Origin of the sequence: Amaricoccus sp. W119, from assembly GCF_047275745.1 — a bacterium.
GTDB lineage: Bacteria > Pseudomonadota > Alphaproteobacteria > Rhodobacterales > Rhodobacteraceae > Amaricoccus.
This window is the reverse complement of sequence record NZ_JBKQWU010000001.1, coordinates 175,790-188,665: the sequence shown is the minus strand read 5'-3', so window position 1 is coordinate 188,665 and position 12,876 is coordinate 175,790. Positions and strand designations below refer to the sequence as shown.

Genomic DNA, 12,876 nt, shown 5'->3' with positions numbered 1-12,876 from the left:
AGCGGCGCAATAACATTTCGCGACCTCCCGCGGCCAATGACGACATCATGCGCGATGACTTCGCGGAACGTGGGCGGAACCTGAGCGGAAGCTGGCCGGAAGCCTGAACGTAAGGCCCGTTGGATGCCTCCCGTCGCACGGGGCCTCGGACGGCCGCCCCGATGGGGGATTCGGACGCTCTCAGACGGGGGCGGGCGCCCGGCTCCAGAGTTCGAGGACGACGGCGGCGTAGATGAGCCCGCTCGCGGTCACGACGAAGACGTGCCAGATCGTGTTGTGGAACCGCAGCCGTTCCCAGAGGAAGAACACCAGGCCGAAACTGTAGAGCGCGCCTGCGAGCAGCACGAGGTCGCGCCCCGCGGGGGTGAGCGCGGTGATCATCTGCTGACCCACCAGCACCCCCGCCCACCCGAGCAGGAGGTAGAGGGTGAGCGCGGGCCAGCGCGGTTTCGGCGGGCCGAAGAGGATCATCGTCACGCCCGCGAGCGCGACCGTCCAGACTCCGGCGAGGAACAGACCGGCGGAGGTGCCGGTGAGCACGGCGAAGGGCGTATAGGCGCCCGCGATCTTGAGATAGATCGCCGACTGGTCCATCCGCCGGAAGCTGTCGTGCCGTCCGGGCCAGGTCACGAAATTGTAGATCGCCGAGCAACAGAGCATCGCGATCAGCGTGGTTCCGTAGACCACCAGCGCGGTGATCGTCGGCCCGTCCCCGACCCAGACCGCGGCGAGGGTCACCAGGACCGGTACCGCGATGAGGGCGGCGAGAATGGCGGTGGCATGCACCACCGCGTCCGATATTATCTCGGCGCGCGAGTACGCGCCGCTTTCACGACCGTTCTCCATAGTTCGGCTCCCCTCACACGAGGCCGGCCCCGAATATGCACGACCTCGATACAAATATAGCGCAAAATGGCGAGTCTCCAAACCGTTCACGAGGTCGCAATTCACGAATGGTAAACCATCGCGCTACTCCGGGGAGGGGAGGGCTTGCTTAACGGTTGGCGCCGGGCACCCAGAGGACGTCGGCCGCGCCCTTGTCGTTCGCGATCCGCGCCGCGACGAAGAACCAGTCCGAGAGCCGGTTGAGATACTTCACCGCCTCCGGGTTCACCGTCTCCGTGCCCATGAGCTCGGTCGCGAGCCGCTCGGCCCGGCGGCAGACCGTCCGGCAGAGGTGCAGATGCGCCGACAGCGCCGAGCCGCCGGGCAGGATGAAGCTTCGCAGCGGCGACAGTTCGGCGTTGAAGGCGTCGATTTCGCGCTCCAGCCGGTCGACCTGCTCCGCGACGATGCGCAGCCGCGGATATTTCGCCGTCGCATCGTTCTCGATATCGGGCACGCTGAGATCGGCGCCGACGTCGAAGAGGTCGTTCTGGATGCGGGACAGGGCCAGGTCCATGTCCCCGTCCATACCGGCCGTCGCGTGTAGCCGCGCGAGGCCGAGCGTCGCGTTGAGCTCGTCCACCGTGCCATAGGCGGAGACGCGGGCCGAATGTTTCGGAACCCGTGATCCGTCGCCGAGTCCGGTTTCGCCCTTGTCCCCGGTCCGGGTATAGATACGGTTCAGCACCACCATGGCTCAGCCTCCGCTGGAGAGATAGACGAACAGCACGATCAGCACGACGGCGATGAACTGCGCGAGCAGGCGGAGCCGCATGATCTTGTTCGCGTACTTGCGGTTGAAATCTCCGCCCTTGCCGAAGCTGCCGACACCGACGAGGAGCACGCCGACCGTGATGAGGCAGGCGATGCCCGCGATGATGAACAGGGGATCATTGATCATGGCGGCCCGCGGCTCCGTTGCGAGCCTCCATCGGTATCGGATCGGCGCCGGTTTTGCAAAGCGGCGGAATGGCTATCGTCCCGCCAGCACCCGGTCGAGCCAGCCCGTGGGCAGGAGCCGCCTGAGCGCCGCGGCCGCGCGCGCGCGGTGCGTCACAGTGTAGCGGGCGGCGGGCCGGGGGCTTTCGAGGGCCGCGATGAGCTTCGCGGTGACGGCGCCGGGCGGCAGTTCGAACCGGTCCTTCCGCTTGTGCTGTCCGTAGAGCCGGGGCAGCAGCTCGCTCTCGTAACGCGCCGCGTGGGGCGAGGCGCGCCAGTCGACGTGGCGCTCGAACCGAGGGATGGACTTGGCGCGGAACGGGGTGCCGATCGGCCCCGGCTCGATCAGCGTGACCGCGATCCCGCTGCCGCGCAGTTCGAGACGCAGCGTGTCGGTCAGACCTTCGAGGGCGAACTTGCTCGCGACATAGGCGCCCCGCCAGGGCGCGGCCACGAGGCCGAGCACCGAGGAGTTCATCACGATCCGCCCCGATCCGCGGCCGCGCATGCCGGGCAGGACCCGATTCGTGAGGTCGATCTGACCGAAGAGATTGGTCTCGAAGATCTCGCGGAACGCGGCGCGGGGCATGTCCTCCACCGCGCCGGGGATCGCGAAGGCGCCGTTGTTGAAGAGGGCGTCGGGCATCTCCCCGAGCCGCGTTCCGGCCTCGTCCACCGCGCGGGCGATGCTCGCCTCCGAGGCGAGGTCGAGCGGGAAGCTCTCGAGCCCCCCGGTCCCGAGTCGCGCGCAATCGGCCGGGTCGCGGCAGGTCGCGAGGACCCGCCAGCCTCGCGCGGCGAGCGCGTGCGCGGCGTCGAGGCCGATTCCCGAGGAGCACCCGGTGATGAGGATGGAGCGCGGCGCGGAGGCGTCCTCGCCGGTCGCGGTATGGGGTCGGGGCATGGACTCCGCCTGATTGTTGCACGCGGGACGCTCTGGCAAATTACACGCTTACCATGTTGAAACGGGGCCTTCACGCGCGCCCGTGCTTGGTCTAAATGGATCGGGTTGAGGAGTGGCGGCCGTGCTTGCATGGCCGCTGGCGAGTAGCGAGGGGAGAACCGATGCCTCGGTATGATGCCGATCGGGACGAATTCGTGTCCCGAATCGACCGGCAGAGACGATGGCTTGGAAGGGGTGCGAAGGTCCTCAAGGCTTTGGGGGTCCTCAAACGTCCGATTCAGGAGGCGGTCTACGAGCGGATCTTCTCTTCCGAGACGGAAATGCTGAGCTACGCCTATGCGCGCAAGAACGACCACCTTCCCGACCTCGTCAACCCGACCTGGTACAACGAGAAGGTGCGCTGGCAATTCCTGAATCATCCCAATCCGCTGATGAGTCTCGTCGCGGACAAGATCGCGGTGCGGGACTATCTGCACTATCGCGCCGGCCGGATCAAGCCGCCGCGCATGATCGCGCATGGCTGGACGCCGGGGGAACTGGCCGGGGTGGAGCTTCCGCCGCGGTTCGTGCTGAAGTCGAGCTTCGGCAGCGGGCAGAACCATGTCGAACGGGGCGAGAAGCCGACCCCCCGCGCCGAACTGATCGAACTGGTCGCGCGCTGGATGAACTATGACCAGTGGCGCAGCACCGGGGAATTTCACTACCGCAACGTGCCCAAGCGCTGGATGGTCGAGGAATACGTGCCCTCGGTTCCCGGCGATCAGGTCGAGTGCAAGATCTTCTGCATGATGGGCGAGCCCGTGTTCATCCTCGTGATGAAGGGCCGCGACCGGAAGGAGAACCGGCGCAGCAACATCCTCTGGCCGGACTGGACACCGGCGGATTTTCACTGGAAGGGCTATCCGATCGACCCCAATCCGGTGGCCCGACCGGATTGTCTCGACGACATGCTGGCCGATGCGCGGCTCTACTCGCAGGACTTCATGAGCGTCCGGGTGGACTTCTTCCTCAGCACCGGCGGCCGTGTCGATTTCTCCGAACTCACCTTCGCGAGCGCCGCGGCGCGCGTGCCCTTCACGCCGGACCCGGCCAACGTCCGGCTCGGCGACATGGTCGATCTCTCGCGCTCGGAGGAATATCTCGAGCGGGGACGGCGGATCGCCGCGGAACTCGGCTGGCCCGCGACCTGTCCGGCGAAGACTCCCCCGAAAGCCTCGCCGAGGGCCCGGGTGGCGTCGGTTGCGAGGTCCTCGCTGGAATCCCGATAGGATTCGCCGCGGATACGCGTGGGACCCCGAGGGGCGCGAATCGCTTTCGTCTGGACGGGTGGAGCCGAGGTGATTACGACAGGTCGCCATGGCCGACCCGACCGACGACCCCGATCTTCCCCCCGGAGACATGCCCGGTGACATCACCTTCGAGGCGCTGTCGACCGCGCTCGGGGACCGCTATCTCACCTATGCGCTGTCGACGATCACGCACCGCGCGCTGCCGGACGCCCGCGACGGGCTGAAGCCGGTCCATCGCCGCATCCTCTATGCGATGCGCGGGCTGAGGCTCGATCCCGGAACCGCCTTCCGCAAATGCGCGAAGATCGTCGGCGAGGTGATGGGCAACTATCATCCGCACGGCGATCAGGCGATCTATGACGCGCTCGCCCGTCTCGCGCAGGATTTCGCGGTCCGCTATCCGCTCGTGGACGGGCAGGGGAATTTCGGCAACATCGACGGCGACAACCCCGCCGCGCAGCGTTACACCGAGGCGCGGCTGACCGCCGCGGCCGCCGCCCTGATGGACGGGCTCGCCGAGGACGCGGTCGATTTCCGCGACAATTACGACGGTTCCGAACGCGAGCCGGTGGTTCTGCCCGCCGGATTCCCGAACCTGCTCGCCAACGGGGCGAGCGGGATCGCGGTCGGCATGGCGACGAACATCCCGCCGCACAACATCGACGAGTTGTGCCGGGCCTGCCTGCATCTCATCAAGACGCCCGGCGCCTCGGACGAGAAGCTGCTCGACTTCGTGCAGGGGCCGGATTTCCCGACCGGCGGCGTCATCGTCGAGCCGCGGGCGAACATCAAGGAAGCCTATCGCACCGGCCGCGGAAGTTTCCGCCTCCGCGCGCGGTGGGCGGTCGAGGATCTCGGCCGGGGCCAGTGGCAGGTCGCCATCACCGAGATCCCCTATCAGGTCCAGAAGGGCAAGCTGATCGAGCGGATCGCCGATCTCATCAATGCGAAGAAGATCCCGATCCTCGCCGATGTCCGCGACGAGAGCGCCGAGGACCTCCGCGTCGTGCTGGAACCGCGGGCGCGGACCGTCGATCCGGCGGTGATGATGGAGATGCTGTTCAAGGCGAGCGACCTCGAAACCCGCTTCGCGATGAACATGAACGTGCTGCTCGACGGGCGCACGCCGAAGGTCTGTTCGCTGAAGGAGGTGCTGCGCGCCTTCCTCGATCACCGGCGCGAGGTTCTCATCCGCCGCTCCCGCTTCAGGCTGGCGAAGATCGACGCGCGGCTCGAGATCCTCGAAGGCTATCTCGTCGCCTATCTCAACCTCGACAGGGTGATCGAGATCATCCGCACCGAGGACGAGCCCAAGGCGGTGATGATGGCGGAATTCCATCTGACCGACACCCAGGCCGAGGCGATCCTCAACATGCGCCTGCGCAGCCTGCGAAAGCTCGAGGAGATGGAGATCCGGGGCGAACGCGACGCGCTGACCGTCGAGCGCGAGGAGCTGATCGCGCTCCTCGGTTCGGAGGAGGCGCAGTGGAGCCGGATCGGGGACCAACTTCGCGAGGCGCGCAAGGCCTTCGGCCGCGACGCGCCGGGCGGCGCGCGCCGGACCGAATTCGAGGACATGCCCGATGTCGAGGAGGTCTCCTTCGAGGCGATGATCGAACGCGAGCCGATCACGGTCGTGTGCTCGAAGATGGGCTGGATTCGCGCGATGAAGGGCCACCTGCCCGACGACGCGGAGCTGAAGTTCAAGGACGGCGACGGGCCGGGCTTCCTCTTGCGCGCCGAGACCACTGACCGGCTGCTGCTTCTCGCATCGAACGGCCGGATGTTCACGCTCTCCTGCGCGAACCTGCCCGGCGGGCGCGGCATGGGCGAGCCGGTGCGGCTGATGGCCGACATGCCGAACGAGGCGGCGATGGTGGCACTGCGCGTGCATCGGCCGGGCGGCAGGCTGCTCGTCGCCTCCGACGCCGGGGACGGTTTCATCTTGCCGGAGGACGAGGCGCTGGCGCAGACGCGCGGCGGCAAGCAGGTCCTGAACCTCCGAGGCGAGACGCGCGCCCGGGTCTGCCGCGCGGTCGCGGGCGATCATGTCGCGGTCGTCGGCGAGAACCGCAAGCTTCTGGTCTTCCCGGTCGCGGAACTCGACGAGATGGCGCGCGGCAAGGGCACCCGGCTGCAACGCTACAAGGATGGCGGGCTTTCGGACGCGACGACCTTCGATTTCTCGGGCGGGCTCAGCTGGAAGGACCCGGCCGGGCGCACCCGGACGGTCACGGCGGCGGATCTCGCGGAATGGACCGGCAAGCGCGCCGATGCCGGCCGGATGGCACCACGGGGATTTCCGCAGAACAACCGCTTCACGTAGGGCGGGCATCCCGGCGACGGACCGGGCGGCGTCGCGCCGGAGATCGCCTTACGCGGCCCGCGCCGCTTCCTCGAACAGGATCGCATGGCGCGCGGCGAGGCGTTCAGGGTCCGTGTCGTAGCCGCCGCCGAGCACGCCCACGAGCGGCAGGCCACGCGCCCGCGCCCAGCCGATCACCATCGCGTCCCGCGCGCGAAGCCCCTCGCTCGACAGATGAAGCCGTCCCAGCTGATCGTCACGATGCGGGTCCACGCCCGCGTTGTAGAAAACGATGCCCGGCCGGAAATCCGCAGTTCGCCTCAGCGCATGGCCCAGAACTTCGAGATAGGGTTCGTCGGCCAGCCGGTCGGGGAGCGGGAAATCGAGCGTCGAGACAGCCTTGCGCGCCGGATAATTGTGTTCGGCATGGAGCGAGAGCGTCAGCACGTCGCCCCGCCCGGCGAAGATCTCCGCCGTGCCGTCGCCCTGATGCACGTCGCAATCGACGATCAGCACCCGCGGCACCTGCCCTTCGCTCAGCAGCGCCTCCGCCGCCACGGCGACATCGTTGAAGACGCAGAAACCCGCGCCCCCTTCCGGCCCCGCGTGGTGCGACCCGCCCGCCATGTTGAGCGCGAGCCCGTGCTCCAGCGCGAGCCTGCCGGCGAGCAGGGTCCCCGCCGCCGAGAGAAAGGCGCGGCGCGCGACGGCGGCGGTGTTGGGCAGGCCGATGCGCCGCTCCTCCGTCCGCGTCAGCCGCTGGTTCGCCACCCGCTCCACATATTCGATCGCATGAACCGCGGCGACGATCCGCGCGGGCGCCGGCGCCGGGGCGAGATAGCCGCCGCTCTCGGGCAGCAGACCCCGCGCGGTGAGCGCCTGGCGCAGATAGCCGTATTTCGACATCGGAAAGCGATGGCCCGGCCGCAGCTGCGCCATGTAATCGGGATGATAGACGATCGGCGGCGTCATTCCCCAGCCTTCATTTCCGGGCCTTCATTCTCGGGCCTTCATTCGCGCCCTTCATTCTCCGGCCTTCGATGCCGCCGCGTCCGGTCGTTCCTCCGCCTCGCCTCCGAGCTTCCGGCGGATGATCGCATCCGCCGCCTCGGCCGAGATCGAGAGCGACTCGCGCAGGCTGTCGAGGTCGGGCTGGTCCGTCGCTGCGAGCAGCAGATCGACCAGACCCTGGCCCATCTCGGCGGGATCGCGGGTCCGGTCGCTCGCAAGCCGCAGGATCTGCTGCGTCGCGGTCAGGGCCGCGTGCGCGCCTTCGAGCGTATCGGCCTCGGGTCCGGTCAGCCAGCCGACGCGGGCGAGGCGCGAGAGCATCCGCCGGGGCCGGTGCAGATGGGCGAGCCCGTTGATGAGCGCGCCGGCCTGCGCCAGAAGCTCGATGTCCATCAGCCGGCCCGGCCCGAGCTTCACCTCCCAGGGGTTGGCGGCGGCGGCCTCCTTCGCCTCGGCGAGACGGCGGCGCATGTCGCGCACATCGGCGAGCACCTTCTCCGGATCATGCGCCCGGGCCATCACCGCGTCGATCGCCTCGCTCACCCGGCCCGCCAGCAGGTGCGGACCGGCGACGACCCGCGCGCGCGTCAGCGCGAGATGCTCCCAGGTCCAGGCCTCCTTCTCCTGATAGGTGGCGAAGGAGGAGATGCTCGTGGCGAGCGGCCCCTGCCGGCCGGAGGGGCGGAGCCGCATGTCGACCTCGTAGAGGATTCCCTCGGCCATCGGCGCGCTCAGGGCCGAGATGATCGCCTGGGTCATCCGGGCATAGTAGGTCGAGACCGGCAACGGCCGCCTGCCCTCGGAGCTTTCCACCCCCTCCGCGTCGTAGATGACGATCAGGTCGAGATCCGAACTCGCGGTCATCTCGCGGCTGCCGAGCTTGCCCAGCGCGACGATCACCGCGCCCGCGCCGGGCGGCGGCCCGTGACGTTTCGCGAAATCATGCGCGACGAGCGGGCCGAGGGCCGCGAGCACCGCCTCCGCGACGGCGGAATAGGCGTCTCCCGCTTCCTCCGGGCTCGCGATGCCGCGCAGGAGATGCACGCCGATCCGGAAGCGCCGCTCCTTGGTCCAGACGCGGGCGAGGTTGAGCGCGGTCTCGTAATCGTCGATCTCGGCCAGCTTTCCCGCGAGTTCGTGGCGGAGGTCGGCCGCGCCGCGCAGCGGACGGTAGAAGTCGCGCGACAGCACGGCGTCGAGCACACCCGCGTTCTGGCCGAGGCTGCGCGCAAGCTCCGGCGTCGAGCCGCAGATGTCGACGATCAGGTCGAGCACCTTCGGATTGGCCTCCATGAGCGAGAAGAGCTGCACGCCGGCCGGCTGCACCCGGAGAAAGCCGTCGAAGAGGTTCAGCGCCTGATCCGGGCTCGCCGACTTGGCGATCTGGCCGAGGATACGCGGCAGCAGGCGACGAAAGATTTCCCGCGCCCGTTCGGAGCGGAGCGCGGGCAGGCTGGTCCAGCCCTGCATCACTTTCTCCGCCGCCTCGGGATCGGCGAATTCGACCTCCGGCGGCGCTTCCGGAGCCTCGGCGCCGTGGCTGAAGAAGGGCTCCGTCAGCTCATGCACGGTGCGGAACCGGTCGAGCAGTTCCTTTTCGAACCGTTTGGGGTCGGCGGCGCAGAAGTCCATCAGCCGGGCGAGCCCTTCCCGGGTCGTCGGCATCCTGTGGGTCTGCTGGTCTTCCAGCATCTGCAATCGGTGTTCCAGCGCGCGGTGGGCGAGATAGGCGTCGCTCAGGATCGCCGCCGTCGCGGGCTCCACCCAGCCCTTCGCCGTCAGGGCCTCCATCGCCCCGAGCGTGTCGCGCTGCCTCAGGTCGGGGTCGCGGCCGCCGGTGATCAGCTGGCGGGTCTGGGTGAAGAACTCGATCTCGCGGATGCCGCCCTGGCCGAGCTTCACGTCATGGCCGAGCAGTTCGAGCGGCCCGGTCAGCTTCTTGTGCTCGCGAATCCTGAGGCGCATGTCATGCGCGTCCTCGATCGCCGCGAAATCGAGATGGCGTCGCCAGATGAAGGGGCGCAGCCGTTCGAGGAAATCCCATCCCGCCTCGATCGCCCCGGCGCAGGGCCGCGCCTTGATGAAGGCGGCGCGTTCCCAGGTCCGCCCGACGCTCTCGTAGTAGTTCTCCGCCGGATCGGTCGCGATGCAGACCGGCGTCACCGAAGGATCGGGCCGCAGCCGGAGATCGACGCGGAAGACATAGCCCTCGACGGTCGCCTCCGAGAGCAGCTTCACGAGCCTCTGGGTGACGCGGATGAAGACCTTGCGCACGTCCGCGTAGTCGTCCGGGTCGTAGCGGCTCTCGTCGAACATCATCACGAGGTCGATGTCGGAGGAATAGTTGAGTTCGCCCGCCCCCATCTTGCCCATGGCGAGGGCGAACATGCCCGCCGTCTCGCCCACCTCCGCGAGATCGACCTTGAGCTTGCCACGCGCGACCTCCTCGGCGACGAGATCCCGCAGCCCGAGCGCGACCGCGCGATCCGCGAGATCCGTCAGCGCCTGCGTCACGGTCAGGACGGGCCAGACCCCGCCGAGATCGGCGAGCCCGGCGAGGAGCGCGACGCGGCGCTTGGCGATCCGCAGCCGGGCGCCGAGCGGTCCGCCGTCCTCGGCATCCATCGCGGCGAGGACCTCTTTCATCGTCCGTCCCGGCGGCTGTCCGAGCGCGCCGCGCAGCCAGTCCGCCTCGCGCCGCATCAGCCCGTCGAGAAATCCGGAACAGCCGGCGGTCCCGACGAGAAGCTCGCGCGGCGTCTCCGGAACGTCGGCGAAAATCTCGGCGATCTCGCGGGCGCGGTCCCTGTCATGGGGGCGCGGCGCGGTGACGATCGAGGAGGCGAGCGGCTCGCTGATCATCTCCCCGGCCCACCGCGTGAGGTCGGGGCGAGGCGTCGGACGGAGTTCGGCATGGGCGCATCCTTCCCGGCTGGCGGCGGGTCGCGGCGACGATAGCCGCGCCGGGCGGTCTTTGGAAAGACGCGGTGGCCGGGCGGAGCCTACTCTTCCGTGAGCCGCGCGAGCCGCCGTCGCTCCTCCTCCGTGAGCCCGGGAGGCGGCGGGTCGGGTGCCCGGGACCGGCGGCGGATGAAGGCGAGCGCGAGCCCGCCGCCGATCAGCAGGAAGACCGGGCCCGAGAACCAGAGCGCGGCGTTGAAGGCCGAGAACCGCGGCCTGAACAGTACGTACTCGCCGTAGCGGTCGACCACGTAGTCCATGACCTCGGGATCGCTGTCGCCCGCCACGATGCGTTCGCGCACCATGAGTCGCAGGTCGCGGGCGATATCCGCGTTGCTTTCGTCGAGGGATTCGCTCTGGCAGACGACGCAGCGGAGTTCCTTGGTGATCGCCCGCGCCCGCGCCTCCTCCGACGGGTCGGGCAGCATCTCGTCGGGCTGAACGGCCCTCGCCATGAGCGGGGCGGTCAGGAGCGCGAGGATCAGGAGCAGGCGCATCATGGTCACTCCGCGGGAACCGCGCCCCGGCGCGCGCGGGGCGCGGGGGCGCCGACGCGGTAGCGCCGGTCGGTGAGGCTGACCACGCCGCCGATCGCCATCACCAGCGCGCCGATCCAGATCCAGTTCGCGTAGGGCTTCACATAGGTCCGCACGGCCCAGCCGCCGTCGCTCTGCGCGTCGCCGAGCGCGACATAGAGATCGCGCGTCAGGCCGCGGTCGATCGCCGCCTCGGTCGTCGGCATCCGCTGCACAGGATAGAACCGCTTCTGCGGGTGCAGGGCCCCAACCTCCTCCCCGTCGCGCAGGATCGCGATCGTCGCGGTCTCGGTCTGGTAGTTCGGTCCCTGCGCCGTCTCCACGCTGTCGAGACGGAGCGTATAGTCGCCGACCGGCCAGCTCTGACCGAGCCGCGCGACGCGGATGTCCTCGAGCGCCCAGGCGGTGATGCAGGCGATGCCGAAGATCGAGAGCCCGAGCCCGGAATGGGCGAGCGCCTTGCCCCAGTCGGCGCGCGGCAGGTTACGCAGCCGCCGCGCGGTTTCGGAGAGCGCCACGTCGCCGAGGCGTGCGCGGTTGCCGAGGTCGGCGAAGGCGCCGAGGACCAGCCAGGCGGCGAGCGTGACGCCGATCGGGGCGAGCATCGACCGTCCGGTCTGGACCTGCCAGGTGAGCGCGCCGAGCACCAGCGCGAGCACCGCGACGCCCCAGAGCGGCCGCATCGCCCGGCCGAGCATGCCGCGCTTCCAGGGCAGCGTGGCGAAGACGGGCAGGATGACGGCGATCGCGATCATGAACGGGGTGAAGGCGAGGTTGAAGAACGGCGGCCCGACGGAGATCTTGCGCCCCGTCGCCACCTCCACGATCAAGGGCCAGAGCGTGCCGAAGAAGACGACGAGCGTCGCCACGACCAGCAGCACGTTGTTGAAGACGATGCCGGTCTCGCGGCTGACGAGCCCGAAGACCGCGCTCGAGCGCATTTCCGCCGCGCGCATCGCATAGAGCATCAGCGAACCGCCGGTGAAGGCGCCGAGGATCAGGAGCAGGAACACACCGCGGTCCGGATCGTTGGCGAAGGCATGGACCGAGGTGAGAACGCCGGAACGCACGATGAAGGCGCCGACCATCGAGAAGGAAAAGGCGAGGATCGCGAGCAGGATCGTCCAGCTTTTCAGCGTGTCGCGCTTCTCGACCACGATCGCCGAATGCAAGAGCGCGCAGGAGATGAGCCAGGGCATGAAGGAGACGTTCTCGACCGGGTCCCAGAACCACCAGCCACCCCAGCCGAGCTCGTAATAGGCCCAGATCGAGCCGAAGGCGATGCCGATGGTGAGGAACACCCAGGCGAGCAGCGTCCAGGGCCGCACCCAGCGCGCCCAGGCGGCGTCCACCCGCCCCTCGATCAGCGCCGCGATGGCGAAGGAATAGGCCATCGAGAGCCCGACATAGCCGAGGTAGAGAAACGGCGGATGGAAGGCGAGGCCCGGGTCCTGCAGCAGTGGATTGAGGTCGTTGCCGTCGATCGGCGGGTTCGGCAGCCGGATGAACGGGTTCGAGGTCCAGAGGATGAAGGCGAAGAAGGCGACCGCGACCGAGGCCTGCACCGAGAGCACGCGGGCCTTGAGCGTCGGCGGCAGGTTCGCACCGCCCCAGGCGACCATCGCGCCGAAGAGCGTCAGGATCAGCATCCAGAGCATCATCGACCCCTCGTGATTGCCCCAGGTGCCGGCGATCTTGTAGAGCATCGGCTTCATCGAATTCGAGTTCTGCGCGACGAGGCGGACGGAGAAATCCGAGACCACGAAGGCGTGCATGAGCGCGGCGAAGGCGAAGGCGGTCAGGAGGAACTGCAGCGTCGCCGCCGGGACCGCGGTCCGCGTCCAGTCGGTCCAGCCCTTGTGGGCGCCGACCATCGGCACGATCATCTGCGCGATCGCGACCAGAAAGGCCAGGATCAGGGAAAAATGGCCCAGTTCGACGATCATGGCTCCGCTCCGGCTAGACGGGCCGCACTATGATCCGAAACCTGGCCGGGGGCAATTCGCGGGCGCGTGAGGGGCGCGGCGGAGTCGCGCCCCTCGGATC

Annotated in this window: 10 protein-coding genes; 2 read left to right on the top strand and 8 right to left on the bottom strand. The window is 68.7% G+C overall.

Annotated features, from left to right (window positions below):
- Positions 1 to 180: 180 nt before the first annotated feature.
- The 4 genes from trhA to ACLJK8_RS00890 all read right to left on the bottom strand — a co-directional run bounded on the left by trhA (position 181) and on the right by ACLJK8_RS00890 (position 2,728).
- A complete protein-coding gene (trhA, locus tag ACLJK8_RS00905) occupies positions 181 to 846 on the bottom strand; it encodes a PAQR family membrane homeostasis protein TrhA (RefSeq protein WP_413148070.1) in 666 nt (221 codons plus the stop codon).
- Between the two features lie 148 nt (positions 847 to 994).
- On the bottom strand, positions 995 to 1,579 hold the full coding sequence (locus ACLJK8_RS00900; protein WP_413148068.1) for a cob(I)yrinic acid a,c-diamide adenosyltransferase: 585 nt from the start codon (positions 1,577 to 1,579) through the stop codon (positions 995 to 997).
- A 3-nt stretch (positions 1,580 to 1,582) separates the two neighbouring features.
- A complete protein-coding gene (locus ACLJK8_RS00895; RefSeq protein WP_413148067.1) occupies positions 1,583 to 1,786 on the bottom strand; it encodes a twin transmembrane helix small protein in 204 nt (67 codons plus the stop codon).
- Positions 1,787 to 1,858: 72 nt separating this feature from the next.
- Complete coding sequence (locus tag ACLJK8_RS00890) at positions 1,859 to 2,728, bottom strand: SDR family NAD(P)-dependent oxidoreductase (protein WP_413148066.1); 870 nt, start codon at positions 2,726 to 2,728, stop codon at positions 1,859 to 1,861.
- Positions 2,729 to 2,982: 254 nt separating this feature from the next.
- Here ACLJK8_RS00890 and ACLJK8_RS00885 point away from each other — a divergent pair, with 254 nt between their 5' ends.
- Together ACLJK8_RS00885 and parC are read left to right on the top strand one after the other, a co-directional pair.
- On the top strand, positions 2,983 to 3,996 hold the full coding sequence (locus ACLJK8_RS00885; protein ID WP_413148065.1) for an ATP-grasp fold amidoligase family protein: 1,014 nt from the start codon (positions 2,983 to 2,985) through the stop codon (positions 3,994 to 3,996).
- 88 nt (positions 3,997 to 4,084) lie between these two features.
- Entirely contained in the window at positions 4,085 to 6,343 is a 2,259-nt protein-coding gene (parC, locus tag ACLJK8_RS00880; protein ID WP_413148064.1) for a DNA topoisomerase IV subunit A, read from the top strand.
- Positions 6,344 to 6,391: 48 nt separating this feature from the next.
- Here the strand turns inward: parC and ACLJK8_RS00875 are convergent, their stop codons facing one another.
- From ACLJK8_RS00875 to ACLJK8_RS00860, 4 genes are all read right to left on the bottom strand, one after another.
- Positions 6,392 to 7,294, bottom strand: coding sequence for a histone deacetylase (locus tag ACLJK8_RS00875; RefSeq protein ID WP_413148063.1), 903 nt, complete (start codon positions 7,292 to 7,294; stop codon positions 6,392 to 6,394).
- Between the two features lie 51 nt (positions 7,295 to 7,345).
- On the bottom strand, positions 7,346 to 10,195 hold the full coding sequence (locus tag ACLJK8_RS00870; RefSeq protein ID WP_413148062.1) for a bifunctional [glutamine synthetase] adenylyltransferase/[glutamine synthetase]-adenylyl-L-tyrosine phosphorylase: 2,850 nt from the start codon (positions 10,193 to 10,195) through the stop codon (positions 7,346 to 7,348).
- Positions 10,196 to 10,335: 140 nt separating this feature from the next.
- Positions 10,336 to 10,791: a cytochrome c-type biogenesis protein gene (locus ACLJK8_RS00865; protein ID WP_413148260.1), complete on the bottom strand. Its 456-nt coding sequence runs from the start codon at positions 10,789 to 10,791 to the stop codon at positions 10,336 to 10,338.
- A gap of 5 nt (positions 10,792 to 10,796) precedes the next feature.
- Positions 10,797 to 12,776, bottom strand: a complete 1,980-nt coding sequence (locus tag ACLJK8_RS00860; protein ID WP_413148061.1) for a heme lyase CcmF/NrfE family subunit — start codon at positions 12,774 to 12,776, stop codon at positions 10,797 to 10,799.
- Positions 12,777 to 12,876: the final 100 nt, after the last annotated feature.

What these genes read in the sequence shown, in the direction of transcription:
- trhA (WP_413148070.1), bottom strand. Translation starts at nt 846, where the DNA reads ATGGAGAACGGTCGTGAAAGCGGCGCGTACTCGCGCGCCGAGATAATA.
- ACLJK8_RS00900 (WP_413148068.1), bottom strand. Translation starts at nt 1,579, where the DNA reads ATGGTGGTGCTGAACCGTATCTATACCCGGACCGGGGACAAGGGCGAA.
- ACLJK8_RS00895 (WP_413148067.1), bottom strand. Translation starts at nt 1,786, where the DNA reads ATGATCAATGATCCCCTGTTCATCATCGCGGGCATCGCCTGCCTCATC.
- ACLJK8_RS00890 (WP_413148066.1), bottom strand. Translation starts at nt 2,728, where the DNA reads ATGCCCCGACCCCATACCGCGACCGGCGAGGACGCCTCCGCGCCGCGC.
- parC (WP_413148064.1), top strand. Translation starts at nt 4,085, where the DNA reads ATGGCCGACCCGACCGACGACCCCGATCTTCCCCCCGGAGACATGCCC.
- ACLJK8_RS00875 (WP_413148063.1), bottom strand. Translation starts at nt 7,294, where the DNA reads ATGACGCCGCCGATCGTCTATCATCCCGATTACATGGCGCAGCTGCGG.
- ACLJK8_RS00870 (WP_413148062.1), bottom strand. Translation starts at nt 10,195, where the DNA reads ATGATCAGCGAGCCGCTCGCCTCCTCGATCGTCACCGCGCCGCGCCCC.
- ACLJK8_RS00865 (WP_413148260.1), bottom strand. Translation starts at nt 10,791, where the DNA reads ATGCGCCTGCTCCTGATCCTCGCGCTCCTGACCGCCCCGCTCATGGCG.
- ACLJK8_RS00860 (WP_413148061.1), bottom strand. Translation starts at nt 12,776, where the DNA reads ATGATCGTCGAACTGGGCCATTTTTCCCTGATCCTGGCCTTTCTGGTC.